This window comes from Streptomyces sp. MMS24-W38 (genome assembly GCF_059889265.1).
Genome location: NZ_JCBCPP010000001.1, coordinates 3,260,445 through 3,286,834, shown reverse-complemented (window position 1 = coordinate 3,286,834; position 26,390 = coordinate 3,260,445). Strand labels below are relative to the sequence as shown.

Below are 26,390 nucleotides of genomic sequence, written 5' to 3'. Positions count from 1 at the left end.
AGGGGTACGACCGGCGAGCGCGTTCGAAGATCCGGTGGTGCGGTCAGACCGCCGTCAGCGGCGCGTCCTTCCGCCATTTGAGAATCTTGTCGAAGCTCACCACGGCGCCACCCAGCCCCGGTTTGTTGCCGATGTGGACGTGGTCGGCGAGTTCCTGGATGAGGCAGAGGCCGCGGCCGTGTTCCGCGTCGGACGGCACGGGGCGGGCCGACGGGCGTGCACGGCCGCCGGTTCCGGCGGGAAAGCCGGGTCCCGCGTCGGCGACCTCGATGCGGCACTTCTCGCCGTCGAGGTAGGCGGTCACCCGGTATGCCCCCGAGGAACCGCCCCTGGCGGCGCCCCCACCGTGCTCGACGGCGTTCGCGCAGGCCTCGCTGAGGGCCACGGAGAGGTCGTAGGAGATGTCGGGGTCGACGCCCGCGGTCTCCATGGCGCCGATCAGCAGACGCCGGGCGAGCGGCACGCTCGCAGCGTCGCGCCGCAGATGGAGTGACCACCAGATGCTCATGCTCCAGCCTCCCGGCCGCGGCTCGACATACCGTTACTTATTGCCCTGCGTGCTCGGTTGTAAGCGCACAGCTGACGTGACACCCCCCATACGGCGGGCGCGCCGCGGAGCCGAACGGTGTATGTGGGACGGCTGGTGACAGAGGTGATCTTCCGGTCGTACCTCATCTTGCGGACCTGCCGTACGGCGGCGGCGGGGCCAGTGCGATGATGGGCCCGCCATGACTGCCCCCCACGTGCGCACGACGCGCTCCGGACGCGGGCTCCGGACCCTGCGGGCTGCGGTGTTCGCCGCGGTCTGTGTCGTGCTGGCCGGGGCAGGTCACACGCTCGCCTCCCACGCCGCCGTCCCCCTGTGGACGCTGGGCGCAGGATTCCTCGGGACGGTCGCGGTCGCGGCGCCACTCGCCGGACGCGTGCGTTCCCTGCCGGTGATCGCGGCCATGCTGGCGGCCGGTCAGACCGTACTGCACATCGTGTTCGGCATCGGCCAGCACGGCGCGGCGCCCCCCGCGGACGCGGTGTCGCCCCTTTCCGACGCCTCGCTGATCGAGCAGGCCGCACGACTGGTGTGCGGCACCACCGCGGCGGCCATCAGTCCCGCGCAGGCGCAGCGCATCCTCATCGACGCGCGGGTCCATCCCGGCACGACCGGCGGCACCCACGCGCACGCCCAGGGGGACACGCTGTCCTCGGCCGCGGTGGACTCGTCGGTGCCGGCACTGCTGCCGACCCTGCCGATGCTGCTCGCGCACGTCCTCGTGGCGCTCGCCACGGGCTGGCTGCTGCGCCGCGGTGACCTGGCGCTGCTGCGGCTGGCCGAACTGTCGGCACACGGTGTCGCCGAAGGTGCCCTCGTACGGTCGCTGCGCGCGGCGCTCACTCTGGTGCTCGCCCTGCGCGCGGGCCTCCCGGGGACTCCACAGGTCGCCCCGTGTCCGGTGCGCACCGCACCGCCCGCGCCGCCCGTACGCCGTACCGCCGCACTCCAGCACACGGTGATCCGCCGGGGCCCGCCGACCGGTACCGCACTCGCCCTCGCCGCCTGACGCGACCGGGCCGCACTCCGCCACCGCCGGACAACCGGAGGGGAGAGGGGCGCCGGTGTGCGGCACGCGCGTGTGCGTCCGTTCTCTCGCGCATTTCCCGCGCATTTCCCGCGTACGACGAGCCGTCGGCGACCGAACCGTCGCGGACAGCGGTCGGTGACCCAGGCGCCACAGCCCCGCGGTCGGCGACCCGGCGGCCGGGCGACAGAGCCGTCACCGGCACAGGTGCGCACCGCCACAGGTGCTCACCGGCGCAAGTGCCCGCCCGTACGCGTATCCCTCACCGTCAGCGAAACCCAACTGAAGCGGAGTGCTTCTGCCATGAAGGCTTCCCGTATCGCCGCCGTCGGCGCCGTCGCCGGTGTCGCCGTCCTCACCCTGTCCGCCCCCGCCTTCGCGCACGTCAGCGTGCAGCCCGAGGGCGAGGCCGCCAAGGGCGGTTACGCGGTGGTGAACTTCAAGGTCCCCAACGAGCGCGACGACGCGTCGACGACCAAGCTCGAAGTGGCCTTCCCGACCGACCACCCGCTGGCCTCCGTGATGCCGCAGCCGGTCGACGGCTGGGACGTCAAGGTCACCAAGTCCAAGCTGGACAAGCCGCTGGAGATGCACGGCAAGAAGATCGACGAGGCCGTCACCAAGGTCACCTGGACCGCCGACGGCGACGGCATCGAGCCGGGCTTCTTCCAGAAGTTCCCGGTGTCCGTCGGCACCCTGCCGGAGAACGCCGACGAACTGGTCTTCAAGGCCCTGCAGACGTACTCCAACAAGGAGGTCGTCCGCTGGATCGAGGTGCCGCAGGAGGGCAAGGACGAGCCCGACTACCCGGCTCCCGTCCTCGCCCTGTCCGAGGCCTCCGCCGACGGCCACTCGCACGGTGCGTCGGACGACAAGGCTGACGACGCCGATTCCGCCGAGGACGCCGAGAAGGCAGCCGCGGAAACCACCGCGGCCGCCGACTCCGGCGGCACCGACACCACCGCCCGCGTCCTGGGCATCGTCGGCATCGTCGTCGGCGCCGCGGGCGTCGCCTACGGCGTGCTCGCCGGGCGTCGGCGCACCTCCGCCTGACCCCTACCCGCTGGACGGCGTGCACCGGGGTCACCCACGGTCCCGTGGAGCCCCGGTGCGCGCCGGAGAACTCACATCCCTGGAAAGCATCATGCGTAAGAAGACCTTCACCGCGGCGGCCCTGCTCGCCGCCGCCACCCTGACTCTCTCCGCCTGCGACAGCGGCGACAGCGGCAAGCCCGTCGCCGTGGTCTCCGAGGAGGCCGGCGCGGAGAAGGCGGCCACAGCCCTCGACAAGCCGTTCGAGAAGCCGGACCTCGTCCTCACCGACACGCAGGGCAAGGAGTACGACTTCCGCGAGGAGACCGCCGGCAAGCCCACGCTGATCTACTTCGGCTACACGCACTGCCCCGACGTCTGCCCGCTGACCATGAACAACCTCGCGGTGGCCAAGAAGCAACTGCCCCAGGACCAGCAGGACGAGCTGCGGATCGTGTTCGTCACCACCGACCCCGAGCGGGACACCTCCGCCGCACTCGGCAAGTGGCTCAAGGGCATCGACGACCAGGTCGTCGGCCTGACCGGCGACTTCGACACGATCCAGGCCGGCGCCCGCACCCTCGGCATCTCGATCAACGCACCGCGCAAGGACGACAAGGGCCAGGTCGTCTCCGACCACGGCACCCAGGTCATCGCCTTCTCCCCGAAGACCGACGGCGGCTACCTCCTGTACGGCGAGGACGCCACCGTCGAGGACTACACCAAGGACCTCCCCCGCATCATCAAGGGTGAGAACCCGTGAGGCGTCGTCTCGCGCTCGCCGCGGTGGCCGTCGCCGGGGCACTGACCCTGGCCGGCTGCGGCGACCCGGGCTCCGGCGGCTCGGACTCCGGCAGTGACACGGCCGAACTGTCCGTCGACTCCGCGTACATGCCGCAGCCGGTGTCGGACCTGGCGGCCGGCTTTCTCGTCATCAGCAACAAGGGCGGCGCGGACGACCGGCTGACCTCGGTCAGCAGTGACATCGCCGAACGCGTCACCGTGCACGAGACCATCGACGGCTCCATGCGGGAGGTCGACGGGCTCGACGTCCCGGCCCGCGGCAGTCTCGTGCTCGAGAGCGGCGGCACCCACCTGATGTTCGAGCAGCTGAAGCGGAAGCCGAAGCAGGGTCAGAAGGTCTCCGTCGAGCTGCGTTTCGCCCACTCCGACCCCGTCACGGTCGAGATACCGGTGAAGCCCGCCACCTACACCCCGAAGCACGGACACTGAGGGAGACACCCCCGTGACCCAGACCATCGCCCCCCGCGTCCGGATCCTGCTGCTGCTGTTGCTGGCCGTCACCGGCGCGCTCCTCGCCGGGGCCGCTCCCGCGTCCGCGCACGCCGCGCTGACCGGCAGCGACCCCCGGCAGGGGACGGTGGTCGACAAGGCCCCCACCCAGGTCTCGCTCACCTTCTCCGAACCGATCGCGGTGAGCGACGACTCCCTACGCGTCCTCGACCCCAAGGGCAAACGGGCCGACAAGGGCGCCCCCGCCAACCCGAGCGGCACGACGTACACCGTGCAACTGCTCAGCGGACTGCCCGACGGCACCTACACCGTCACCTACCAGGTGGTGTCCGCGGACAGCCATCCCGTCGCCGGCGCCTTCACCTTCTCCATCGGCGCCCCCTCCGAGACCTCCGTCCAGGCCTCCGCCCAGGCGTCCGACGACGGGCCGGTGGGCTGGCTGTACGGCTTCGGGCGGTACATGTCGTACGCCGGGTTCGTGGTCATGGCCGGTGGAGCCGCGTTCGCGCTGGCCTGCTGGCGGCCCGGCGCCGGTGTACGGGCGGTACAGCGGCTGGTCGTCTCCGGGTGGCTCACCCTCACCGCGGCCACCCTCGCGCTGCTGCTCCTGCGCGGCTCCTACACGCGCTCCGGCAAAGTCGGCGACATCTTCGACATGTCGCTGCTCGGGGAGGTGCTGCAGACCAAGACCGGCGCGGCACTGGTGTCGCGGCTGCTGCTGCTCGCCGCGGCGGCGCTGTTCATCGCGGTGCTCTTCGGGGCCGCCCAGGACCAGCGGGACGACGCGGAGAAGCGGGACCTGACCTTCGGGCTCGCGGTCGGGGGGACGGTCGTGGCGGCCGGGCTCGCCGCGAGCTGGGCCATGTCCGAGCACGCCTCCCAGGGGCTCCAGCCCGGCATCGCGATGCCGGTCGACATCGTCCATCTGCTGGCCGTCGCCGCCTGGCTCGGCGGACTCACCGCCCTGCTCGTGGCGCTCTACCGGGCCCCCGCCGAGACCGCCGTCGACGCGGCCGCCGTCCAGCGGTTCTCGCGGCTCGCGTTCGGCAGTGTGGTCGCCCTGGTCGTCACCGGGATCTACCAGAGCTGGCGGCAACTCGGCTCCTGGTCGGCGTTGACCGACACCCGGTACGGGCAGTTGCTGCTCGCCAAGATCGGGCTCGTGGTGGTCATGGTCGGGCTGGCGTACTTCTCTCGGCGGTGGACGGCACGACTCGTCGGGACGGGCGAGCCGGCGGGCCGCCGGGAGACGGCCGAGACGGAACCCGTGGCGGCCGTGGCCACTGCGAAGACCGGTGCCGGGGAGACCGGTACTGAGACGGCCGGTGCCCGGGAAGCCGGGACCGGGACGAAGAAGGCCGGGCCCGAAGCCACGGCTCACACCGACACCGACACCGACACCGACACCGATGTGGAACGGGTGACGGCCGCGGTCGGCACGGGGCAGGCCGAGATCCGGACGACGGAAGCGTCCGGCCCCGGGGCGAAGGCCGGCGAGGACTCCGCGCGGGCCGCTCAGCTCGCCCGGCAGCGGGCAGCCGTGGAGACCACCCGGCAGAAGCGGCTGCGGGACGCCGACCCGAACCGCTTCGGGCTGCGTCACTCGGTGCTCGCCGAGGCCGGTGTCGCCGTCGTCCTGCTCGCGATCACCACCGTGCTGACGCAGACCGAGCCGGGGCGTACGGAACAGGAGGTCAAGGCCGCTTCCTCGTCCTCCGCCCCCTCGTCACCCTCGTCCGCTCAGGGAACCGGTGCGGTGACCCTGAACATGCCGTTCGACACCGGCGGCAAGGAGGGCGAGGGCGTCGTCACGATCGATCTGAACCCCGCGCGCGTGGGCGGCAACGACATGCACATCTATGTGGAGCGAACCGACGGCGAGACCCTCGACGTCCCCGAACTGAAGATCGCCTTCACCCTCTCCTCCAAGGACATCGGGCCGCTGCCCGTCGTGCCCGACCGCGTCGCCGCCGGGCACTGGTCGGCGAGTGGTGTGCAGATCCCCATGGCGGGCGACTGGACGGTCGAGGTGACCGTGCGGACCTCCGACATCGACCAGGTGACCGTCTCCAAGAACGCGCAGATCGGCTGAACCACCATGACTGACCAGTCCACTCCGGAGGCCCGCATTCCCGCGGCGCCGGCAACCCGGGAAGGAGTCGCCGTACCGGCCGACCGGAAGGGCATCTCCCGCCGCCGTCTGCTCGGCACCGCCGGGGCCACCGGGCTCGTGCTCGGCGCGGCGGGCAGCGCCGCGGGCTACGCCGCCGCGCCCTCCGGGGCGACTCCACTGGCCTCGGTGGGTGAGGGCAAGGCAATGTTTCACGGGAAACATCAGCCCGGCATCACCCAGGGGCTCTCGGCCCGCGGCCATCTCGTCGCCTTCGACCTGGCGCCGGGCGCCGGGCGCAAGGAGGCCGCTGCCCTGCTGCGCCGCTGGTCGGAGACGGCCCGGCGGCTGATGGCGGGCGAGCCGAGTGCCGACGGCGACACCGATGTGGCCCGCGACGCCGGTCCCTCCTCGCTGACCGTCACCTTCGGCTTCGGCCACAGCTTCTTCGAACGCACCGGCATGGAGGAACAGCGTCCGGTCGCCCTGGACCCGCTGCCCGACTTCTCCTCCGACCACCTGGACAAGGCACGCAGCAACGGCGACCTGTGGGTGCAGATCGGCGCCCATGACGCCCTCGTCGCCTTCCACGCACTGCGCGCCGTACAGAAGGACGCCGGTTCGGCGGCCCGGGTGCGCTGGCAGATGAACGGCTTCAACCGCACACCGGGTGCCACCGCTCGGCCCATGACCGCCCGCAACCTGATGGGCCAGGTCGACGGAACCCGCAATCCGAAGCCGGCCGACCCGGACTTCGACCAGCGGATCTTCGTACCGGAAAACGGCGAGCCCGCGTGGATGGCGAACGGCTCATACGCCGTCGTACGGCGCATCCGCATGCTTCTAGACGACTGGGAGGAACTCGCGGTCAAGGAGCAGGAGGCCGTCATCGGGCGCCGCAAGTCCGACGGGGCACCGTTGTCCGGAGGCACCGAGACGTCCGAGATGGACCTGGAGAAGACGGACTCCAGAGGAAATCTGGTGGTCCCCATCAACGCCCACGCCCGGATCACCCGCCCCGACCAGAACGGCGGCGCGGCGATGCTCCGGCGCCCGCTCTCGTACCACGACGGCATCGACGCGGACGGCTTGCCCGACGCGGGTCTGCTGTTCATCTGCTGGCAGGCCGACCCGCTGCGAGGCTTCGTACCGGTACAGCGCAAGCTGGACCGGGGGGACGCGCTGACGCCGTACCTCCGGCACGAGGCGAGCGGACTGTTCGCGGTGCCGGGCGGCGCGGCAGAGGGTGAGTATGTGGGACAGCGGTTGCTGGAGGGGTGAAAGTCGCCTCGCGTCACTCCTGGGAGCACAGACGAAGATGCGGTCGGCGTGAGCCCATTAGGGTGAGGCCATGCCAGCGAGCTATGCGTATCTCGGCCCCGAGGGCACCTTCACCGAGGTGGCCCTGCGTACCCTTCCGGAGGCGGCCACCCGGGAGCTGATCCCGTATGTGTCCGTGCAGTCCGCACTCGACGCGGTACGCGCCGGTGAGGCCGAGGCCGCGTTCGTCCCCATCGAGAACTCCGTCGAGGGCGGCATCACCACCACCCTCGACGAACTGGTCGCGGGCACCCCTCTGATGATCTACCGTGAGGTGCTGCTGTCGATCACCTTCGCGCTGCTCGTCCGCCCCGGCACCGAGCTGTCGGACATCAAGACGGTCACCGCCCACCCTGCCGCCCAGCCACAGGTACGCAATTGGCTGAAGCAGCACATCCCGAACGCCGCCTGGGAATCGGCCGCCTCCAACGCGGACGGGGCCCGTCTGGTGCAGGAGGGCCGGTACGACGCGGCCTTCGCCGGCGAGTTCGCAGCGGCCCGGTACGGGCTGGAGGTCCTGGAGACCGAAATCCATGACGCCGAGAACGCCCAGACCCGCTTCGTGCTGGTCGGACGCCCGGCCCGGCCCGCCGCACCCACGGGTGCGGACAAGACGTCCATCGTGCTGTGGCAGCGCAACGACCACCCCGGCGGCCTGCGCGACCTGCTGGGCGAGTTCGCCACACGGGGCGTCAACCTGATGCTGCTCCAGTCCCGGCCCACCGGTGCCGGTATCGGCAATTATTGCTTCTGCATCGACGCCGAGGGCCATATCTCGGACCGCAGGGTGGCCGAGACGCTGATGGGACTCAAGCGGGTCTGTCTTCAAGTGCGCTTCCTCGGTTCGTACCCGCGTGCGGATGTGCAGCCGGCAGAGGTACGGGATCCGTTGCCCGGGACGTCGGACACCGAGTTCGCGTCCGCGGCGGACTGGGTGGCGCGATGCCAGGACGGCCGGTTCTGAGGGGCCCCAGCCGGGGTAGGGCCGGTCCTACCTGCTGATTTTCGTTATCCACAGAAGTTATCCACAGGTCCGCTTCTCGACCTGGGGACAAGTCGACAGCATTGCCCCATTCGGTCGATAAATCTCCCCAGTGTCCTGGATTGCATTCACGCACCCATGGATCGCCCTTCGTCCACTCTTTCCCTTTCGGCAACCCTTTGGAACGACCTCTACCGCCTCGAAAGTGGAGGTAAGGGGAGTTCGCACCGGGAATCCCCCCCTCCGGCCACGCGTTTCGGAGCGATCGATTCCAGCGTCCACAGATTCCCTTCACACCCTGTGGATAACTTTCGAAAGGCCGTGGACACCTGTGGACAACCAGACCTCGAGCCCCGTTTCTCGCAAGGAATTCCAGTCAACGGGCCCCTGTGTGACTGACTCCTTCCGAGGAGTGGACCTCTCGCATTGACCACCCAGGACACCTTCCGGCGACCACCCGTCGATCACCCCGTCACCCCCGTTGATCCCATCGACTTCGAGGACATATTGCACACATCCCCCATAACGGAATGTGATCGATCCCCTCGGAATAGTGAGTCGTGTGCTGTCACCGCGCACCGGTAGCCTTGACCGCGTGATTGACCTTCGCCTGCTCCGTGAGGACCCCGACCGTGTGCGCGCTTCGCAGCGTGCCCGTGGAGAGGACGTCGCGCTCGTCGACTCCCTCCTGTCCGCCGACGAACGGCGGAGGTCGTCCGGCGTCCGCTTCGACGAGCTGCGCGCCGAGCAGAAGGCGCTCGGCAAGCTCATCCCCAAGGCCACCGGCGACGAGAAGGCCGAGCTGCTGAAGAAGGCCGGCACACTCGCCGCCGACGTCAAGGCGGCCGACGCCGAGCGGGACACGGCAGCGGCCGAGACCCAGGAGCTCCTGGGCCGGCTGAGCAATCTCGTCCACCCCGACGTCCCCGTCGGCGGTGAGGAGGACTTCGTCACGCTGGAGACGCACGGCACCGCCCGCGACTTCGGCGCCGAGGGATTCGAGCCCAAGGACCACCTGGAGCTCGGTCAGCTCCTCGGCGCCATCGACGTCGAGCGCGGCGCCAAGGTCTCCGGCTCGCGCTTCTACTTCCTGACCGGCGTCGGCGCCCTGCTCGAGCTGGCGCTGGTGAACGCCGCGATCGCCCAGGCCACCGCGGCCGGCTTCACACCGATGCTGACCCCGGCCCTGGTCCGTCCCCAGTCCATGGCGGGCACCGGCTTCCTCGGCCAGGCGGCCCAGGACGTCTACCACCTCGAGAAGGACGACCTCTACCTGGTCGGCACGTCCGAGGTACCGCTCGCCGCGTACCACATGGACGAGATCATCGACGCCGACCGGCTGCCGCTGCGCTACGCGGGCTTCTCGCCCTGCTTCCGCCGCGAGGCCGGTTCGCACGGCAAGGACACCCGCGGCATCTTCCGCGTGCACCAGTTCGACAAGGTCGAGATGTTCTCCTACGTCACTCCCGAGGAGTCGCAGGCGGAGCACCAGCGGCTGCTGGAGTGGGAGAAGCAGTGGCTGACGTCGCTGGAACTGCCGTTCCGTGTGATCGACGTCGCCTCGGGCGACCTGGGCTCCTCGGCCTCACGCAAGTACGACTGCGAGGCGTGGATCCCGACCCAGGGCAAGTACCGCGAGCTGACCTCGACCTCGGACTGCACCGAGTACCAGTCCCGCCGGCTCCAGATCCGGGTGCGTGACGGCAAGACGGTGCGTCCGCTGGCCACGCTCAACGGCACCCTGTGCGCCGTGCCGCGCACCATCGTGGCGATCCTGGAGAACCACCAGCAGGCGGACGGCTCGGTGCGGGTGCCCGAGGTGCTGCGTCCGTACCTGGGTGGTCGGGAGTTCCTGGAACCGGTTGCCAAGTGAGTACGCCGTTCCCCTACCAGCTCATCGCCACCGACCTCGACGGCACGCTGCTGCGTGACGACCACTCGGTCTCCCGCCGCACCCGTGACGCGCTCGTCGCGGCCACCGCGGCGGGTGCCGCCCACATCGTCGTCACCGGGCGCGCGGTCCCCTGGACCCGGCCCATCCTCGACGACCTCGGCTACCAGGGGCTCGCCGTCTGCGGACAGGGTGCCCAGGTGTACGACGCGGGAGCACACCGGCTGCTCACCTCGGTGACGCTGGACCGGCAGCTGGCCGCGGTGGCGCTGGCCAAGATCGAGGCGGAGGTCGGTCCGCTGCACCTGGCCGGGAGCCGTGACGGGCTGGACGGCGAGGTGCTGGTGGGACCCGGCTACGAAGTGCGGGGACCGCTGCCCGCGATTCCGTTCACGGACGCGTCGGACCTGTGGGCTGCGCCGCTGAACAAGGTGTACATCCAGCACCCGACCCTCACCGACGACGAACTCGCCGATGCGGCCACACGCACCGCGGGCGGCTTCGTCACCGTCACCTTGGCGGGCGAGGGCATCGTCGAACTGCTCCCTCTCGGTCTGTCCAAGGCCACCGGGCTGTCCCTGGCCGCTCGTCGGCTGGGGGCGAAGGCCACGGGGACGATCGCGTTCGGCGACATGCCGAATGACATCCCGATGTTCGCCTGGGCCGCGCATGGCGTCGCCATGGCCAACGCCCACCAGGATCTGCGGGCGGTGGCCGACGAGGTGACGTCCTCCAACGAGGAGGACGGAATCGCGGTGGTGGTGGAGCGGTTGCTGGGCTGAGGCCCGGCGTTCGGCGTTCGGCGTTCGGCGTTCGGCGTTCGGCGTTCGGCGTTCGGCGTTCGGCGTTCGGCGTTCGGCGTTCGGCGGAGGATGCACGGATCGAACGTGCGCGGGCTTCCAAGCCCGACCATGGCTTGAACCAAGCCAGTGCCTTACCACTCGGCCAATCCTCCGGGTGGGCGGCCCACGCGACGATGTGCGCGTGCTCGAAGCGGCCGCCCCGGGCAGGTCCCCGTGCGGGACGGACTCGACGGAGCAGTAGGGATTACTCCGGAATCCGCCGTGGGCTGCCCTGACGGGAGCCGGACGTACTGCCGTGCATGGACATCGCCCCGCTCCTCTCCCAGCAGACGGCGCCGGACCTTCCCGGCGATGCGGACACCACCACTCTGCCCGCCGAGGGGGTCCGGCGCCACCGAATTTGAACGTGGCGGGCGGCGCCTGCCCGGCCGCCGCCCGCCACTCGACCGGAAGCCCTCACTCCTCGCCTGCGAGCGTGAGCGTGCGCAGCTTCTGACCGGCGTACCAGGTGGCCAGCACGGTGACGACGACCAGCAGGATCGTCGCGGTCGTCAGACCGACGTCCGAGGTGACCAGGTCACCGCCGGCGACCTTCTGGGCCACCGCCAGCGACCACTGCTGGACGCTCAGCGTGCGGGCACCGGGCACCAGGGAACCGAACAGGGCCTCCCAGACCAGCGCGTAGACCAGACCGAACACCACCGCGTGCCGGGAGACCGTGCCGAGCAGCAGGAAGAGCGCCGCGTACGCGATGGAGGCGACCAGCGCGGCCACCGTGTAGGCGACGGCGATCTGCTGGCCGTTGCCGTTCAGGATGAAGCCCGCGACCAGGGTGGGCACCGCCGAGAAGACCATCGTCACGGCGATCGCCACGATCAGCTTGGTGTAGATGATCGTGGGCCGTTTGATCGGCTTGGACAGCAGGTAGACCACCGAGCCGTCGTCGATCTCGGGGCCGATCGCACCGGTACCCGCGATGACACCGATGATCGGCACCATGGTGGCGAGCGCCAGCCCGCCGAGGATGTCGGCCGCGGTCTGGTCGTCGGCACCGGCGAGGGCTCGCACCGCCAGGGAGATCGCGATCAGCAGCAGCGGCAGGGCGCCCAGGATGAGGGCCCGGCGACGGCCGAGCAGGGCCCGGTAGGTGAGCCGGGCGACTGTGGGGTCGTACATAGTGTTCGGCCTCCTACGCCGCGACGAGATACGAGAAGACGGACTCGAGGGACTCGTCGGACGGCGAGACCGTGAGCAGGCGGATGCCGTGTTCCTTCGCGACCCTGGGCAGCAGGGACGTGAAGCGGCCGAAGTCGACGGCCTGGATCCGCAGCACGCCCTCACCGTGGTCGACCTCGATGCCGGACGTGGACGGGTCCGCGATCAGCGCGGCCGCGAGGGCGCGGTCGTCACTGGAGCGCACCAGGTAACGGTGCGGGCGGTCCGTCATCAGCCGGCGGATCTTGCGGAAGTCACCGCTGGCCGCGTGCCGGCCGGCGACGACGACCTCGATGTGCCAGGCGAGCTGCTCGACCTCCTCGAGGATGTGGGAGGAGAACAGCACGGTGCGGCCCTCGTCGCCCATGCGCCGCAGCAGGTCCATCAGCTGCATGCGCTGGCGCGGGTCCATTCCGTTGAACGGCTCGTCCAGCAGGAGCAGGGACGGCTCGTGGACCAGCGCGGAGGCCATCTTCACTCGCTGTCGCATGCCCTTGGAGTACGTGGCGATCTTGCGGTCCTGCGCGTACTCCATCTCGACCGTCGCCAGTGCCCGCTGAGCCTCCTTGGCGCCCAGCCCGTGCAGTTCGGCGTTGGCGAGGACGAACTCGCGGCCGGTGAGGAAGTCGTACATCGCCTCGCGCTCGGGGACGATACCGATGTGCCGGTAGATCTTCTCGTTGCGCCACACCGCCTGCCCGTCGAGGGTGACGGTGCCGGTGGAGGGAGCGAGGAAGCCGGCCATCATGTTGATGAGGGTGGACTTTCCGGCGCCGTTGGGGCCGAGCAGGCCGGTGACGCCGGGGCCGACGGTCATGGTGATGTCGTTGACGGCGACCACGTTGCCGAACCAGCGGGAGACATGGTCGATGGAGAGCGTGGTCACAGGCCCACCTTCCGGTAGCGGCGCGTCAGGAGGCCGTAGCAGGCCGCGATCAGGCCGAGGGTGAAGAGGACGTACACCACGCCCTCGCCGTTCGTCGGGCCCACTCCGCCCGGGAAGGTGGAGCTCGCGCCGAGGAAGGCGGACTGCACACCGTCGATGAGAGTGACCGGCGAGAACAGCCCGATCCAGGCGATCGCCCCGGAACTGCCCTGGAACTCGGCGATCGCCTGGAGGGTGGAGACCGCTCCGTAGGAGATGGTCAGGACGGCGATCACGGCGGCGATGCCGAAGCCGCGGCGCGGGGTGACCGCGGCGATGACCAGGCCGATACCGGCGAAGAGCAGCGAGAGCAGTGCCACGGAGACGAGTCCCTGTGCGAATCCCTTGGTCTGGTCGGTGAAGTCGAGTTCGGCCAGCAGCGCACCCACGTAGAGCACCAGCAGGGGAGTGGCGGTCAGGATGAACAGGGCCGTGGCCAGGGCCGCGAACTTGGCCCGTACGTAGTCGGCGGTCTCGATGGGCCGCGAGAAGTACAGCGGCACGGTCTTGAAGCGCAGGTCGCGCGAGACGGACTGGGGTGCCTGCGAGGCGACGTACAGGCTGATGACGGCCTGCATGATGATCGCGTAGCGCGTGTAGTCGACGGGCAGTTCCTTCGCCTTGGTGGCCACGGCGACGGCCACCATGATGGCGGCGGGCACGCACATCACCACGAACAGCAGCATCGGCAGCACCTTGGACTTCACCGAGCGGCCGAGGCCGTAGGAGCCGCGCAGGGACTGCGAGAACAGCGAGAGCCTGGCGTAGGAGCGGCCGAGGCGGGGGCCGTCGTAGGAGCGGTAACCGATGTTGTGGATTCGGGTCTGGTCACCCGACGTCGGTGCGGGTGTCCGCAGGGGCTGCTCAACCGCCATGGCCGACCGCCTCCTTCCGCTGCTCGCCGTTGCCGGTGTCGGCCGCGGTGTCGGTGTCGTTCTTGAAGACCTCGGAGATGTGGTGGCGGCGCTGTTCCATGCGCACCAGGCCGAGCCCGAGATCGGCGATCACGTCCCGCACCAGGTCGTAGGTCTCCTCACCCTGTGTCGTGAGCAGGAGGATGTGGCCGGCGCCCGGCAGTCCGCTGCCGTCCTGGACGGTCACCCCGCGTGTGTGGAGCGCGTCACGCACCGCGCGGGTGCCGTCCGGGTGCTCGTCGGTGTCGGTGACCTCGATCGCGAGGGTCGTCGTGATCTGGGTGAAGTCCGTGGTGGAGCTGGAGCGCAGCAGCTTGCCGCCGTCGACGACGACCACGTGGTCGCAGGTGCGCTCGAGTTCGCCCAGCAGGTGGGAGGTGACCAGGACCGAGATGCCGAAGTCGGTGTGGATCCGGCGGATCAGGCCGAGCATCTCGTCGCGGCCGACGGGGTCGAGACCGTTGGTCGGCTCGTCCAGGAAGACCAGTTCCGGGTCGTGCACCAGGGCCTGTGCGAGCTTCACACGCTGCTTCATGCCGGTGGAGTAGCCGCCCATGGGGCGGTAGCGCTCCTCGTACAGGCCGACATGGCGCAGGGTGTCCGCGGTGCGCTCCCGCGCGGCGGTGGGCGGCAGGCCGGACATGCGGGCCATGTGGACGACGAACTCGGTGGCCGAGACGTCCGGCGGCAGGCAGTCGTGCTCCGGCATGTAGCCCACCCGCTCGCGGATGGCGGCGCCCTTGGTCGCGACGTCGAGGCCGAGCACTTCTGCGCGGCCCTCCGTGGCGGGGGACAGACCCAGAAGGATCTTGATCAGTGTGGACTTGCCGGCTCCGTTGGCTCCGACGAGTCCGGTCACACCGGGCCCAACATCCATGGAGAGCCGGTCAAGCGCGGTCACCCTGGGGAACCGCTTGCTCAGGCTTTCGGTCGCGATCACAGTCACGTCCCCGACGTTAGTGGCCCGCACCACGTGAGTCGTCAGACCGGAGAGCCGTCTTGGAGTCCCCCTGGAGTCGTACGGGCCCGTAGGGGGTCCTTCACCGGGGAGTGGTGCGGGACATGGGCGGTGCGCCGGATCGCCCGGAGGAAGCCGTCCTTCTGAGAAGGCTGGTGGAACTCCGAAGCGGTTGTCCACAGGGGAACCCCATCCCGCTGTGGATAACCACACTTGGCTGTGGATCAAACATCCTGGGCGAAATTGATCGCGTGATGCACATCTCTTCCGGCAGGCTGGACGGATGGATGGGAGACGCACCGTGAAGGTGTCGAAGTACCTCGCCAGGCATCTGCGCCATACGCCTGAGGAGATCGGGCTCGCCCTCGACGAGGCCGGCTGGGTCGAGATCGAGGCGCTGATCGCCGCGGCGACCGCACACGGTTTCCGGTTCACCCGGGCGGAACTGGAGCACGTGGTCGCCGCCAACGACAAACAGCGCTTCGCGATCGAGGGCACCCGGATTCGCGCCAGTCAGGGTCACAGCGTCGAGGTCGACCTGGGACTGCCGTCGGCCGTCCCACCGCCGTACCTCTTCCACGGCACCGTCGGCCGTCACTTGCCCGCCATCCGCGCCAAGGGTCTTCTGCCCATGGACCGGCACGACGTGCACCTCTCCGCCGACCGCGCGACGGCGGCCCGCGTCGGCGCCCGCAGGGGCCGCCCGGTGGTGCTCTCCGTGGACGCGGCAGCCATGCACCGCGACGGCCACGTCTTCCGGGTGAGCGCGAACGGCGTATGGCTGACCGCCGCCGTACCCGCTCGGTATCTGCGGTTCTCCGAGAGCCACTGACACGGCGGTTCCCCCGGCTCCGCCACCCGCGAGTTCCTCCTGGGTGTTGCTGCCGCACTTTCCCGACGGTCGACGCCACCGCATGATCAGCGGTATGGACCGTCTGCCCATCACCGAGGCCGCCGTCGCCGCCCTTCGGGCGCTCGCCGAGAGGTTACGATCGCGAGATCCTCGAGATCAAGGTCACCCATGACGTGGGCGCCGACCAGACGTCACGCCGCACCGCGGCGGGCGTGGGAGTCACCACCGACCCGGCCGGCTCCCTCCCTCATGAGGCCTACGTCGAGTTCGGCGGCCTGCCCAGGGTCAGTGTGCGGCTCTGTCCCGAGGACGACGCACTGATCGACGTGGAGGGCGTGGAGTGCCCCGACATCCCCCGCGACGAGGTCCCGGCCTTCCTTCGCTCCGTCTTCGGCGGCCTCGCCCACGTCAAAGGGCGGCGCTTCCCGCCGGGTCACTTTCTGATGGTGCCGCTGCCCGGGGACCGGACGCGCAAGGAGTTCATCCCGATGATCGTTCTCACACCCTGACTGAGCGCGCGCGGTGAGCTTTTTGCATTGATCGTTTCACGTGAAACACCAGGGTGCTCAGAGTCGAGCAGGCTCTGGTCTCGAAGGCATGGGCCTGCGCCTGAACACCCTGATCCTTCCGGTACGGGCCGTGGTGCGCTGCGCTCCCGATCCTGACCGGCGGCCCCGGCGGAACCACCGGGGTCCGTTGCGGACCGCCGGGCGGATGGCCCCACGTGCCGAACGAATCCGTCACCGCATGATGAATCCGTCACCGCATGCGGGGAAGACAGGCGGTATGGGAGAGATCCGGGTCGGAACCTGCTCGTGGACGGACAAGGCGCTGGTGTCCAGCGGCTGGTATCCGGCAGGCCACCGTGACACGGAGGGCAGACTGCGGCACTACGCCACACTGTTCCCGGTGGCAGAGGTGGACTCCACCTATTACGGGCTGCCCAGCGCCCGTAACAGTCTTCTGTGGACCGACCGCACCCCTGAGGGCTTCCGGTTCGACGTGAAGGCGTTCTCCCTGCTCACCGGACATCCGACACGGCCCGAAGCGCTGCCCGCCGAGCTGCGACCGGCCCTGGCACGGCAGCGGGGGCGGGCAGGTGTCGATCCCGGGCTGCTCGACGAGGTGTGGGACCGGTACAGCGCGGCCCTCGAACCACTGCGCGCGTCCGGCCGTCTGGGGACGCTGGTTTTCCAGTTCCCGCACCGGCTCGTACCGGGGAGGCCGGCGGTGGAATTCCTGCGCCGGTGCCGTGAGCGTGCCGCGGGATGGCCGATGGCCGTGGAGTTCCGCCACCCCGGCTGGTGGCGCGAGGAACAGGTCGATGCGACGACCGCCCTGCTGGCGGAGCTGGACACGGCCGCCGTGGCCGTGGACATGGTGCAGACGCTTCCCGCTTCCGTGCCACCGGTCGTACGGGTCACCACCCCGAAACTCGCCCTGGTGCGCTTCCACGGCCGCAACAGCGCGTGGGGGGCCGGTACCAAGGAAGAGAGGTTCCGCCACTCGTACACGCCCGAAGAGCTCTCCGAGTGGACACCGCGCGTCCGCAAGATGGCCGAGCAGGCTCGGGAGGTCCACGTCCTGTTCAACAACTGCTGCGGTGACGCCGCCGTCCGCGCCGCGCAGTCGATGCGGCACCTGCTCGGTCTCTCGTAGGGTCGTCCCCCATGCGACTGAGCACTGTGATCCTGCCGATCGACCGCTGGCACGAGGGGGACCGCGACAAATGGCGGCGCGCCGAGGAGCTGGGCTCCCACGCCGCCTACACCTACGACCACCTGTCCTGGCGGACCTTCCGGGACGGCCCCTGGTTCGGCGCGGTCCCCACGCTCACCGCCGCCGCGGCGGCCACCGAACGGCTCCGGCTCGGCACGCTCGTCACTTCAGTCAAGCCTTTTTCACCTATCGCAGCGTGACCTGAGAAGATTCCCTTCGGTCAGCGAGCGCAGTTGCCCGCTCAGATACCGATGAGCCGGACGCGGTCGCCGCACAATCGGGCCATGTCGTCGACATCGGACGTCAGCATGGCCACCGGACCCGGCTGGCGCAGTGCCACCTCAGCGACGGTCGCGTCGATCGCGTACTTGTGGCCGTGCAGCCCTGCAGCCTTGAGTAGTTCCGCGGATGCTTTCGCGGCGCCCTCGGTCACCGGCTCAACCTTGACGCGGGAGAGCACCCACTGCAGTCGAGGCATGTTCACCCGCGCATGGCTGACTTCCACGATGGTGTTGGCGTCGATGACGAAATCGGCACCCATGGTGTGGAACACCTGAAATATCGCGAGAATCTTGCGGTCCTGGGCGATCCAGGTGGAGAGCCCCCGGGAGTCCAGGACGACGGTCTCGACGTGCTCAATCACGCCGCGCTCGCCGATCCGCCGACATCCGCCGTGCCGAAGATCCTGGAGCGGGCCTCGGCCAATTCTTCCTCGGTGAACGCCCCGTGCTCTTCCTGGTGACGCTGCAGGTCGGCGCCGAGCAACTGGTGCCGTAGCTGACGCGCCACCGCCTCGGCGACATATCCGGAGACGTTGTCGGTGAGCTTCCTCAGTTCGGCGACCTGGTCGGTCGGCAGGGTCACCGTAATGCGTGTCGTGTCCGCCACGCTCTGAGCATACTGCGGTATGCGCGGCCTGCGGTCGTCCGTCGGCAATCCTCACGCCCAAGGACGCAGCCGGCGACCCCATCCGCCCAACGTATACAGGCCCGCGGCCGACAAGCCCCGTTCCCACCCGTGAGGGCATGGCCCGAGCTTGCCGGTGGGTGACAGTGCGTGGTGAAGTCCGGTGGTGGCGTGGGCCGCGAGGGCCACCCGGATGACGATGGAGCGGAAAAGAGTGGCACGGATCGTCGTACGAGAACCGGGCACAATGAGCGCACCACCACTGGTTACCCCCGAGGCGGCCGCCTGGGCGCGGGAGCTTCTCGACGGGGGCTGGGCAGCGGTGTTCCTGCCCGGAGAGCCAGCCCGTCTCGGGCGGCTCCTGCTCTGGCAGCCCTCCGGGGCGGTCACCGGGGGCGGTGTCAGGCCAGCGGGCGTGGAGACCAGCTCGGTGGAACTGGTGCTGCCGCATGGCCGCTCGGTAAGACGACGCAGGGTGGACGGCTACGCGCTGCCCGTCGCCGTTGCCGTGTCCGCCCTGGTCGGGGCGCAGTCGGCACATCCGTCCGCCGCAGCCTGGCAGGCCGCCGCCCGCTTCGCGCTGCGGCTGCTCGCCGACGGACGGCTCCATCCCACCCTCACCACCGCCGGCTACGACACCTGGCGGGCGGGCCCCTTCACCGCCGCGCAGCGGCAGACGCTGGACGCCCTCGCCGCCGCCTTCCCGCCCCACGCCCACTGTCTGCCCGAGCCCGGTACCGCCCCACTGCGGATCGTGGAACCGGCCGCGTTGGTACGCCAGTTCTGCGATGCGGTCGCCGACGACCTGGTCCGCACTCCGGCCGCGCCACTCGCCATGGGAGCGCTGCCGTACGCCTGGCGCGAGACGCGTGCCGTGCCCGCCCTGCGCGAGTGGGCCGAGGAGACCGCCGCCGCGTTCACCGCCGAGGTCGGCGTCTCCCTGCGCGTCGACCTGCCCGGGGGGCGGCACCGGCAGTTCCGGGCCGCCCTGCAGCTGCACACCGCGGCGGATCCGGCGCTCGTCGTCGAGGCCGCACGGCTGTGGAGCAAGCCGGCCGAAGTGGAGCGGCTGCTCGGCCCGCGCGCCGAGACCGAGACACTGCTCGCACTGCGCCGCGGTGCCCGTGTCTGGCCACCGCTCCAACGGCTACTGAAGGACACCGCACCCGACGTGCTCCGGCTGACCGACGACGAAGCCTTCGACCTGCTGGGGGACGCCACCGACGCGCTGCGCGCGGCCGGTATCGACGTGCACTGGCCGCGCGAGCTGGTCAAGGCGCTCACCGCGACCGCGGAGATCGGGCAGCGCACCGCCCCTGGCTCCAGCGCGGGCGGTCTCCTCGACGCCGACGCTCTCCTCGGCTTCCGCTGGCAGGTCTCGCTCGGCGGCGAGCCGCTCACCGAGGCCGAGATGGACGCCCTCGCCGAGGCCCGCCGCCCCCTCGTCCGGCTGCGTGACCAGTGGGTGGTCGCCGACCCGAAGCTGGTGGCCCGCGCCCGGCGCCGCCGGATGGAGCCGCTCACCCCCATGGAGGCGCTGAGCGCCGCGCTGACCGGCGAGATGGAGAGGGACGGCGAGCCGATCCCCTGTGAGGCGGTCGGCGCACTCGGCGACCTCGTCGCCCGTATCCGCGATCCCGAGTCGCGTACTCCCGCCCCACAGCCCGCCGCGCTCAAGGCCACACTGCGCGACTACCAGAAGCGGGGCCTCGCCTGGCTGGCCGAGATGTGCGGACTCGGTCTCGGCGGCTGCCTCGCCGACGACATGGGCCTGGGCAAGACCATCACTCTTCTCGCCCTGCATCTGCACCGCCAGACCGACCCCGCCACCGCGGGCCCCACGCTCGTCGTCTGTCCTGCTTCCTTGCTCGGCAACTGGCAGCGCGAGGCGGCCAGGTTCGCGCCCTCCACTCCCGTGCGCCGCTACCACGGCGGCGACCGCCACCTCGACGATCTGGCCGGCGACGAGATCGTCCTGGTCACCTACGGGGTGCTGCGCCGCGACCGCGCAGTCCTCGCCGAGGCCGCCTGGTCGCTGGTCGCCGCCGACGAAGCCCAGCACGTCAAGAACCCCTACGCCGTCACCGCCCGCGAGCTGCGCGCCTTGCCCGCCCGTGCCCGCGTCGCCCTCACCGGTACCCCGGTGGAGAACAACCTCTCCGAACTATGGGCGCTCCTCGACTGGACCACACCCGGACTCCTCGGCTCGCTCACCGCGTTCCGGGACCGGCACGCCCGCGCCATCGAGTCGGGCGAGGATCCCGAGGTCGCCGAGCGACTGTCCCGTCTCGTCCGTCCGTTCCTGCTGCGCCGCAGGAAGTCCGACCCGGGCATCGCGCCCGAACTGCCGGCCAAGACCGAGACCGACCGCGTCGTCTCGCTGACGGCCGAGCAGACCAGCCTGTACGAGGCGGTGGTCCGCGAGACCCTGGCGGAGATCACGGCATCCGAGGGCATCGCCCGCCGTGGTCTGGTGCTCAAGCTGCTCACCGCGCTGAAGCAGATCTGCAACCACCCGGCCCAGTATTTGAAAGAGCACAGCCTGCGCCAGTCCACGCCGCTGCGCGGCCGCTCCGGCAAGCTCGACCTGCTCGACGAACTGCTCGCCACCATCACCGCCGAGGGCGAGTCGGTGCTGGTCTTCACCCAATACAAGCAGATGGCGACCCTCCTGGAGAAACATCTCGCCGAGCGCGGCATCCCCACCCTCTTCCTGCACGGCGGCACCCCCGTCGCACGGCGCGAGGAGATGGTGGAACGCTTCCAACGCGGTGAAGTGCCGGTGTTCCTACTGTCGTTGAAGGCCGCGGGCACCGGACTCAACCTCACCCGCGCCACCCACGTCGTGCACTACGACCGCTGGTGGAACCCGGCCGTCGAGGACCAGGCAACCGACCGCGCCTATCGCATCGGTCAGGACAGGCCCGTCCAGGTGCACAAGATCATCGCGGAGGGCACTGTGGAGGACAAGGTGGCCAAGCTGCTCGAATCCAAGCGCGCGCTCGCCGACGCCGTCATCGGATCCGGTGAGGCCGCCCTGACCGAACTGTCCGACGCCGACCTCGCCGAACTCGTCGCCCTGGGGAGGCAGTCATGAGCCCCTCGCTGCCCGGCCCGCGCCGCGCGCCCGCCCGCGGCAGGCGCGCCTTCGCCGCGACCTGGTGGGGCCAGGCATGGGTGGCGGCCCTGGAGGACTCCACCCTGGACGCCGGGCGTCTGTCCCGCGGACGTACCTACGCCCGCAAGGGCATGGTCGGCCCGGTCACCATCTCCCCGGGCCAGGTCAAGGCCGCCGTCCAAGGCAGCCGGCCGCGCCCCTACCGCTCCTCGGTCCACCTGCCCGTCCTCACCGACACCCGGTGGGACACCCTGCTCGACACCATCGCGGCCCGCGCCGGGCATCTCGCCGCGCTCCTCGACGGCGAGATGCCCGCCGAACTCGTCGACGACGCCCGCCGGGCAGGCGTCCCCCTGCTCCCGCAGCCCACCGAACTCGACCCGGACTGCTCCTGCCCCGACTGGGGATACCCCTGCAAGCACGCCGCCGCGCTCTGCTACGCCATAGCCGCCACCATCGACGCCGACCCGTTCGTGCTCTTCGCGCTGCGCGGCCGCAGTCGCGAGGAGGTTCTCACCCAGCTGCGCTCACTCCGTACGGCAGCCCAGGAGACCACCGCCCCACCGGCCCCGACCGGCATCCCGGCTGCCGCCGCGTACGCCCACTGGGCCGAACACACCGCCCGGCTGCCCGGACCTCCCGCCCCGGCCGGCCACGCCATCGCGCTGCCTGTCGCCCCGCCCTCCGGCACCGGCCTGGCCACCACGGACCTGGAACGCCTCATGACCGACACCGCCGCACGCGCCGCGCAAATCCTGGCCGGCGACACCGCCAGCCTGCACCTGACCCAGCACCAGGACGCCGTACGCATCGCCGCGAGCAGCCCCGGACCCGAGTGGTTCCACCACCTGACCCAGAACACCGGCACCAAACCGACCACGTTCGCCCGCCTCACCCGCGCCTGGCGCCACGGCGGCCCCACCGGCCTCACCGTCGCCGAACAGCCGCACACCCCCGACCCGGCGATGATGACGGCCGCCCGTACCGCCCTGACCGCGGCCCTCACCGAGATGGCCACCGCCCCTGTCCCTCTTCGGGCCTGGCGCAACCGCCTCACCCTCACCGACCACGGCATCCAGCTGCGCCTGGGTCCCGACGCCCGCTGGTACCCCTGCCTCCAGGACGACGGCGAATGGTGGCCCGCGGCACCGGCCGACACCGACCCGGTCTCGGCACTGACCGCGGTCTGGCAGCAAACCGGGACGTGACACCGACGGTGGCGAGCACGGCACCCACCGTTACCGGATACGGTGGCAGCCACCACGGATGGGGGAGGTCCGGATGAGACAGGGCGACGCCGAATACGAGGCAGCGCTGAACGAGACGATGGAGATCCTTCGGCGCTGGGCACGGGAGGGCCGTACCGATGGCTGGTACAAGTCCCTCAGCGAAGAGCTGAAGGCGAAGGGCCACCACGTCCACTACCGCGGCCTGATCATCAGCCACCTGCTCGGTGATGCCTGCCGCCGGGACAGCGAGGGGATCGAGCCCATGCTCTCCGCCATCGTGCTCCTGAAGGCGACCGGCAGGCCGGCGGGCCAGTTCTTCGAACTGGCGGGCGGAGCCCCGTTTCACCGGATGGCAGCGGACTGGACCTGGGAACAGGAGCGCGCCCGCGTCTTCGCGCGCTACCGCGAGAACTGAAGGGCGCCGGTACCGCTCCGGAGGGCACGGACTCCACGCGTACCGACGCAGCCCCAGCCGGTGAGGTCTGCCTCCCCCCTCGCTCGCAGTCACGGGAGCATAGGGTCCTAGGCATGCGACTGAGCACCGTAATCCTTCCCATCCATCGTTGGAGCGAGGGACAGCAGATCTGGCGGCGCGCCGAAGACCTCGGGTTTCACGCCGCCTACACCTACGACCACCTGTCCTGGCGCAGCTTCCGGGACGGGCCGTGGTTCGGGGCGGTACCCACGCTGACCGCAGCAGCGATGGCTACACAGAGTATGCGATTGGGTACCCTCGTCACCTCGCCGAACTTCCGGCACCCGGTGACCCTCGCCAAGGAGCTGATCTCCCTCGACGACATCTCCGGTGGGCGCGTCACCCTCGGTATCGGCGCGGGCGGAACCGGTTTCGACGCCACCGCGCTCGGCCAGGAGCCGTGGACACCGCGCGAGCGGGCCGACCGCTTCGCGGAGTTCGTTCCCCTGCTCGACCGGCTGCTCACCGAGGACTCCGTGTCGTACCAGGGCGACTTCTACGCGGCGCACGAGGCCCGCGACATCCCGGGTTGTGTGCAGCGGCCCCGGTTGCCGTTCGCCGTGGCCGCCACCGGACCGCGCGGACTGCGGCTCGCCGCACGGCACGGGCAGGCGTGGGTGACCACGGGAGACCCGAAGCTGTACGAGAGCGGCACACCCGAACAGTCGGTTCACGCCATTCGCGGTCAGGTGGAGAAGCTGGCCGACGCCTGCGCCGAGCGCGGGCGGGACGTGGCCGAACTGGACAAGATCCTGCTCACGGGATTCACCCCGGACCGGGGCCGTCCGCTGGAGTCCCTGGACGCGTTCGTCGACTTCGCGGGCCGCCACACGGAGCTGGGCTTCACCGAGATCGTGCTCCACTGGCCCATCCCGGACTCGGACTTCGCGGCGGACCAGAAGATCTTCGAGCGGATCGCCATGGAGGCGCCGACGCAGCTGTCCTGAACAGGAGCCCGACCGGGCGGGACAATGCCCGTGCCCCCACGGCAACCGCTTCATCGAGGACTCCGGGGAGCGTCGAAGAGCGGTAACCACTCACATGTGCGGAGTGCCGCACGGTCGTGCGGGCGCATACGGGACAATGACCGGGTGACCTCAGCGATCCGACAGCCCGCGGCTCCGGGCTCTCCCCAGTTCTCGACCTCGCTCGAGCAGGAAGGCAGCCCCGTCACCCCACCGCGGCTCATCGCCACCGACCTCGACGGCACCCTGCTGCGCGACGACAAGTCGGTGTCCCCCCGCACGGTCGCCGCACTGGCCGCCGCCGAGGAGGCGGGCATCGAGGTTTTCTTCGTCACCGGCCGCCCGGCCCGCTGGATGGACGTCGTCAGCGACCATGTCCACGGCCACGGGCTCGCCATCTGCGGCAACGGCGCCGCCGTCGTCGACCTGCACGGCGGCCCCGGCACCCACCGCTTCGTGAAGGTGCGGGAGCTCGCCCGGCAGAACGCGCTGGACGCGGTGCGGCTGCTGCGCGACGCCGCACCGGGCACCGTGTACGCCGTCGAGCAGACCTACGGCTTCAACCAGGAGCCGGCGTACCCGAAGCTGCACATGGAGGTCCCGGACCTCCTGGCCCCGGCCGAGGAACTGCTGGCGCCGGACGCCCCCGCCGCCGGCGAACCGGTGCTCAAGATCCTCGCCCACCACCCCGAACTCGACCCCGACGCCTTCCTCACCTTGGCACGGCTGGCCATCGGCACCCGTGCCAACGTCACCCGCTCCAGCCCGAGCGCCCTGCTGGAGATCAGCGGTCCCGACGTGTCCAAGGCGAGCACGCTCGCCCTGTGCTGCGCCGAGCGCGGAATCTCACACGAGCAGGTCGTGGCGTTCGGGGACATGCCCAACGACATCGAGATGCTCACCTGGGCGGGCCGTTCCTATGCGATGAGCAATGCCCACCCGGACGTCCTCGCCGCCGCCTCGGGGCAGACGGTCGCCAACAACGAGGACGGAGTGGCCGTGGTGATCGAGCAACTGCTTGCGGAACACTCCTGAGCGTCGGGGCCCGCTCAGAGGGTCAGGCCTCGTTGTGCCAGCCACGACACCGGATCCACCGCCGAGCCCATCTCCGGTGTGACCCGCACCTCGAAATGCAGATGTGGTCCGGTGGAGTTGCCGCTGGTCCCGGACTGGCCGATCCACTGCCCGGGCGAGACACGGTCGCCCTGGTCGACGGCGACGGCGGCCAGATGGGCGTACTGCGTGTAGTAGCCGCCCGTGTGCTGGACCACGATCTCGATGCCGAAGGCCCCTCCGCAGGACACCTTCACCACCCTGCCCGTGCCCACGGACCGCACCGGCGTGCCGATCGGCACCGCGAAGTCCTGCCCGGTGTGCCGGTTCGCCCAGAGTGCGCCGCCACTCCCGTAGGACGCGGACAGCACATAGGTCTCCACCGGTGACACCCAGGAATCGGTGAACCGGAACTCCGGCTGGTCGAGCCGCACCGCACCACGGCAGGAGCCGGCCGTGACCGAGGCGTCCGCCTGCCCCTGCAGCTGCCACCGCGCCGTCTCGAGTTTCTGCTCGATGCCGTTCTTCAGGTCGGCGAGTTCCTTGTTCCGCTTTTCCAGCGCTTTCCACGCTCCCGCCGCCTTCGCCTCGTCACGGGCGATCCGTGCCTCGGCCCGTGCGTTCTTCTCGATCGCGTGGTCGAGGATCACATGCGCCTTCCACAGGGCTCGCTGACCTCGCATCATCTCCTCGGGATCGTCCGCGAGGAGGATGTGCGCGGTCAGCGGCACCCCACCACCGGTGCGGTACTGGGACCGCGCGATCCGGCCCAGATCCCCGCGCAAAACAGCGGACTCCTCCCGCTCCCGGTCGAGCAGCTTCTCCAGCCGCTGTGCCTCGGCCCGCTGCCGGTCGGCCTCGCGCCTGCCCGCCTCGTACTTCAGGGTCGCCGCGGCCGCTTCCTCATAAAGCCGCACCACCTGTGTGCTGATACCGGATTGCGGGCCATGGCCGGGGGCCTGGGGCACCTCGCCGTCGATGGGCCGGGCGGCGAGCACGGCGAGCGCGCACAGCGGCACGGCGACGAGCAGCGGATGACGGCGGGTGAGGCGCATGACAGCGATCCTTGCGCCGCTCGGGCACCCGGTCCTGTT

25 protein-coding genes, 1 tRNA gene and 1 pseudogene are annotated in these 26,390 nt (G+C 70.3%); 18 read left to right on the top strand and 9 right to left on the bottom strand.

The annotated features are described in order from the left end of the window. Positions 1–43: 43 nt before the first annotated feature. Positions 44–508, bottom strand: a complete 465-nt coding sequence (locus AC6F7H_RS13765) for an ATP-binding protein (protein ID WP_500757298.1) — start codon at positions 506–508, stop codon at positions 44–46. A gap of 220 nt (positions 509–728) precedes the next feature. Here AC6F7H_RS13765 and AC6F7H_RS13760 point away from each other — a divergent pair, with 220 nt between their 5' ends. From AC6F7H_RS13760 to AC6F7H_RS13720, 9 genes are all read left to right on the top strand, one after another. Further along, a complete protein-coding gene (locus tag AC6F7H_RS13760) occupies positions 729–1,556 on the top strand; it encodes a hypothetical protein (RefSeq protein WP_500757297.1) in 828 nt (275 codons plus the stop codon). 321 nt (positions 1,557–1,877) lie between these two features. Continuing rightward, positions 1,878–2,627 carry a YcnI family copper-binding membrane protein gene (locus tag AC6F7H_RS13755; RefSeq protein ID WP_500757296.1) on the top strand — a complete coding sequence of 250 codons (750 nt, stop codon included), beginning with the start codon at positions 1,878–1,880 and terminating at the stop codon, positions 2,625–2,627. A 91-nt stretch (positions 2,628–2,718) separates the two neighbouring features. Further along, positions 2,719–3,369 (top strand): SCO family protein, encoded by a 651-nt coding sequence (locus AC6F7H_RS13750; protein ID WP_500757295.1) that lies wholly within the window; start codon positions 2,719–2,721, stop codon positions 3,367–3,369. After that, positions 3,366–3,839: a copper chaperone PCu(A)C gene (locus AC6F7H_RS13745; RefSeq protein ID WP_500757294.1), complete on the top strand. Its 474-nt coding sequence runs from the start codon at positions 3,366–3,368 to the stop codon at positions 3,837–3,839. The genes AC6F7H_RS13750 and AC6F7H_RS13745 overlap by 4 nt, the downstream gene beginning before the upstream one ends. Before the next feature lie 13 nt (positions 3,840–3,852). Further along, positions 3,853–5,952, top strand: coding sequence for a copper resistance CopC/CopD family protein (locus AC6F7H_RS13740; protein WP_500757293.1), 2,100 nt, complete (start codon positions 3,853–3,855; stop codon positions 5,950–5,952). 6 nt (positions 5,953–5,958) lie between these two features. Beyond that, a complete protein-coding gene (gene efeB / locus AC6F7H_RS13735; RefSeq protein WP_500757292.1) occupies positions 5,959–7,251 on the top strand; it encodes an iron uptake transporter deferrochelatase/peroxidase subunit in 1,293 nt (430 codons plus the stop codon). Positions 7,252–7,321: 70 nt separating this feature from the next. Beyond that, positions 7,322–8,254 carry a prephenate dehydratase gene (pheA, locus tag AC6F7H_RS13730; RefSeq protein ID WP_500757291.1) on the top strand — a complete coding sequence of 311 codons (933 nt, stop codon included), beginning with the start codon at positions 7,322–7,324 and terminating at the stop codon, positions 8,252–8,254. Positions 8,255–8,867: 613 nt separating this feature from the next. Further along, positions 8,868–10,145 carry a serine--tRNA ligase gene (serS, locus tag AC6F7H_RS13725; RefSeq protein ID WP_500757290.1) on the top strand — a complete coding sequence of 426 codons (1,278 nt, stop codon included), beginning with the start codon at positions 8,868–8,870 and terminating at the stop codon, positions 10,143–10,145. Beyond that, positions 10,142–10,945: an HAD family hydrolase gene (locus tag AC6F7H_RS13720; protein ID WP_500757289.1), complete on the top strand. Its 804-nt coding sequence runs from the start codon at positions 10,142–10,144 to the stop codon at positions 10,943–10,945. Before serS ends, AC6F7H_RS13720 begins: the two co-directional genes overlap by 4 nt. 84 nt (positions 10,946–11,029) lie before the next feature. On the opposite strand, the gene AC6F7H_RS13715 is transcribed toward AC6F7H_RS13720, so the two are convergent. The 5 genes from AC6F7H_RS13715 to AC6F7H_RS13695 all read right to left on the bottom strand — a co-directional run bounded on the left by AC6F7H_RS13715 (position 11,030) and on the right by AC6F7H_RS13695 (position 14,960). After that, a tRNA-OTHER gene (locus AC6F7H_RS13715) sits at positions 11,030–11,118 on the bottom strand. Between the two features lie 304 nt (positions 11,119–11,422). Beyond that, on the bottom strand, positions 11,423–12,142 hold the full coding sequence (locus AC6F7H_RS13710; protein ID WP_500757288.1) for an ABC transporter permease subunit: 720 nt from the start codon (positions 12,140–12,142) through the stop codon (positions 11,423–11,425). A gap of 13 nt (positions 12,143–12,155) precedes the next feature. Continuing rightward, positions 12,156–13,067: an ABC transporter ATP-binding protein gene (locus tag AC6F7H_RS13705; protein ID WP_279335041.1), complete on the bottom strand. Its 912-nt coding sequence runs from the start codon at positions 13,065–13,067 to the stop codon at positions 12,156–12,158. Next, a complete protein-coding gene (locus AC6F7H_RS13700) occupies positions 13,064–13,981 on the bottom strand; it encodes an ABC transporter permease (RefSeq protein WP_500757287.1) in 918 nt (305 codons plus the stop codon). Before AC6F7H_RS13700 ends, AC6F7H_RS13705 begins: the two co-directional genes overlap by 4 nt. Next, positions 13,971–14,960, bottom strand: coding sequence for an ABC transporter ATP-binding protein (locus tag AC6F7H_RS13695; RefSeq protein ID WP_500761801.1), 990 nt, complete (start codon positions 14,958–14,960; stop codon positions 13,971–13,973). The genes AC6F7H_RS13700 and AC6F7H_RS13695 overlap by 11 nt, the downstream gene beginning before the upstream one ends. A 301-nt stretch (positions 14,961–15,261) precedes the next feature. Here AC6F7H_RS13695 and AC6F7H_RS13690 point away from each other — a divergent pair, with 301 nt between their 5' ends. The 4 genes and pseudogenes from AC6F7H_RS13690 to AC6F7H_RS13675 all read left to right on the top strand — a co-directional run bounded on the left by AC6F7H_RS13690 (position 15,262) and on the right by AC6F7H_RS13675 (position 17,750). Next, the gene (locus tag AC6F7H_RS13690) at positions 15,262–15,810 is read left to right on the top strand and encodes an RNA 2'-phosphotransferase (RefSeq protein ID WP_500757286.1); all 549 of its coding nucleotides are present in this window, start codon (positions 15,262–15,264) and stop codon (positions 15,808–15,810) included. Between the two features lie 82 nt (positions 15,811–15,892). Further along, positions 15,893–16,340 (top strand): annotated as a pseudogene (locus AC6F7H_RS13685) (hypothetical protein). 277 nt (positions 16,341–16,617) lie between these two features. Continuing rightward, positions 16,618–17,490, top strand: a complete 873-nt coding sequence (locus AC6F7H_RS13680; protein WP_500757285.1) for a DUF72 domain-containing protein — start codon at positions 16,618–16,620, stop codon at positions 17,488–17,490. Between the two features lie 11 nt (positions 17,491–17,501). Further along, positions 17,502–17,750 (top strand): LLM class flavin-dependent oxidoreductase, encoded by a 249-nt coding sequence (locus AC6F7H_RS13675; RefSeq protein ID WP_500757284.1) that lies wholly within the window; start codon positions 17,502–17,504, stop codon positions 17,748–17,750. A gap of 41 nt (positions 17,751–17,791) precedes the next feature. Here AC6F7H_RS13675 and AC6F7H_RS13670 read toward each other — a convergent pair whose 3' ends face one another. Both AC6F7H_RS13670 and AC6F7H_RS13665 read right to left on the bottom strand, forming a co-directional pair. Continuing rightward, positions 17,792–18,193 (bottom strand): DNA-binding protein, encoded by a 402-nt coding sequence (locus tag AC6F7H_RS13670; protein ID WP_500757283.1) that lies wholly within the window; start codon positions 18,191–18,193, stop codon positions 17,792–17,794. Then, positions 18,190–18,438 (bottom strand): type II toxin-antitoxin system CcdA family antitoxin, encoded by a 249-nt coding sequence (locus AC6F7H_RS13665; RefSeq protein ID WP_500757282.1) that lies wholly within the window; start codon positions 18,436–18,438, stop codon positions 18,190–18,192. The genes AC6F7H_RS13670 and AC6F7H_RS13665 overlap by 4 nt, the downstream gene beginning before the upstream one ends. 265 nt (positions 18,439–18,703) lie before the next feature. Between AC6F7H_RS13665 and AC6F7H_RS13660 the strand changes: the two genes are divergently transcribed. The 5 genes from AC6F7H_RS13660 to AC6F7H_RS13640 all read left to right on the top strand — a co-directional run bounded on the left by AC6F7H_RS13660 (position 18,704) and on the right by AC6F7H_RS13640 (position 25,278). Next, positions 18,704–21,553, top strand: a complete 2,850-nt coding sequence (locus AC6F7H_RS13660; protein ID WP_500757281.1) for an SCO1167/SCO6262 family helicase — start codon at positions 18,704–18,706, stop codon at positions 21,551–21,553. Continuing rightward, a complete protein-coding gene (locus tag AC6F7H_RS13655) occupies positions 21,550–22,782 on the top strand; it encodes an SWIM zinc finger family protein (protein ID WP_500757280.1) in 1,233 nt (410 codons plus the stop codon). The genes AC6F7H_RS13660 and AC6F7H_RS13655 overlap by 4 nt, the downstream gene beginning before the upstream one ends. A 73-nt stretch (positions 22,783–22,855) precedes the next feature. Further along, positions 22,856–23,218, top strand: coding sequence for a hypothetical protein (locus tag AC6F7H_RS13650; protein WP_500757279.1), 363 nt, complete (start codon positions 22,856–22,858; stop codon positions 23,216–23,218). A 113-nt stretch (positions 23,219–23,331) separates the two neighbouring features. Beyond that, positions 23,332–24,225: an LLM class flavin-dependent oxidoreductase gene (locus AC6F7H_RS13645; RefSeq protein WP_500757278.1), complete on the top strand. Its 894-nt coding sequence runs from the start codon at positions 23,332–23,334 to the stop codon at positions 24,223–24,225. 144 nt (positions 24,226–24,369) lie between these two features. After that, positions 24,370–25,278 carry an HAD family hydrolase gene (locus AC6F7H_RS13640; protein ID WP_500757277.1) on the top strand — a complete coding sequence of 303 codons (909 nt, stop codon included), beginning with the start codon at positions 24,370–24,372 and terminating at the stop codon, positions 25,276–25,278. Positions 25,279–25,292: 14 nt separating this feature from the next. Here AC6F7H_RS13640 and AC6F7H_RS13635 read toward each other — a convergent pair whose 3' ends face one another. Then, positions 25,293–26,351 (bottom strand): M23 family metallopeptidase, encoded by a 1,059-nt coding sequence (locus AC6F7H_RS13635; protein WP_500757276.1) that lies wholly within the window; start codon positions 26,349–26,351, stop codon positions 25,293–25,295. Positions 26,352–26,390 lie beyond the last annotated feature (39 nt).

Excerpts from the sequence above, each read along its gene's own strand:
- AC6F7H_RS13660 (WP_500757281.1), top strand. The coding sequence starts at position 18,704 with ATGAGCGCACCACCACTGGTTACCCCCGAGGCGGCCGCCTGGGCGCGG.
- efeB (WP_500757292.1), top strand. The coding sequence starts at position 5,959 with ATGACTGACCAGTCCACTCCGGAGGCCCGCATTCCCGCGGCGCCGGCA.
- AC6F7H_RS13650 (WP_500757279.1), top strand. The coding sequence starts at position 22,856 with ATGAGACAGGGCGACGCCGAATACGAGGCAGCGCTGAACGAGACGATG.
- AC6F7H_RS13680 (WP_500757285.1), top strand. The coding sequence starts at position 16,618 with ATGGGAGAGATCCGGGTCGGAACCTGCTCGTGGACGGACAAGGCGCTG.
- AC6F7H_RS13700 (WP_500757287.1), bottom strand. The coding sequence starts at position 13,981 with ATGGCGGTTGAGCAGCCCCTGCGGACACCCGCACCGACGTCGGGTGAC.
- AC6F7H_RS13760 (WP_500757297.1), top strand. The coding sequence starts at position 729 with ATGACTGCCCCCCACGTGCGCACGACGCGCTCCGGACGCGGGCTCCGG.
- AC6F7H_RS13755 (WP_500757296.1), top strand. The coding sequence starts at position 1,878 with ATGAAGGCTTCCCGTATCGCCGCCGTCGGCGCCGTCGCCGGTGTCGCC.
- AC6F7H_RS13710 (WP_500757288.1), bottom strand. The coding sequence starts at position 12,142 with ATGTACGACCCCACAGTCGCCCGGCTCACCTACCGGGCCCTGCTCGGC.
- pheA (WP_500757291.1), top strand. The coding sequence starts at position 7,322 with ATGCCAGCGAGCTATGCGTATCTCGGCCCCGAGGGCACCTTCACCGAG.
- AC6F7H_RS13675 (WP_500757284.1), top strand. The coding sequence starts at position 17,502 with ATGCGACTGAGCACTGTGATCCTGCCGATCGACCGCTGGCACGAGGGG.
- AC6F7H_RS13690 (WP_500757286.1), top strand. The coding sequence starts at position 15,262 with ATGGATGGGAGACGCACCGTGAAGGTGTCGAAGTACCTCGCCAGGCAT.
- AC6F7H_RS13765 (WP_500757298.1), bottom strand. The coding sequence starts at position 508 with ATGAGCATCTGGTGGTCACTCCATCTGCGGCGCGACGCTGCGAGCGTG.
- AC6F7H_RS13750 (WP_500757295.1), top strand. The coding sequence starts at position 2,719 with ATGCGTAAGAAGACCTTCACCGCGGCGGCCCTGCTCGCCGCCGCCACC.
- AC6F7H_RS13635 (WP_500757276.1), bottom strand. The coding sequence starts at position 26,351 with ATGCGCCTCACCCGCCGTCATCCGCTGCTCGTCGCCGTGCCGCTGTGC.
- AC6F7H_RS13645 (WP_500757278.1), top strand. The coding sequence starts at position 23,332 with ATGCGACTGAGCACCGTAATCCTTCCCATCCATCGTTGGAGCGAGGGA.
- AC6F7H_RS13655 (WP_500757280.1), top strand. The coding sequence starts at position 21,550 with ATGAGCCCCTCGCTGCCCGGCCCGCGCCGCGCGCCCGCCCGCGGCAGG.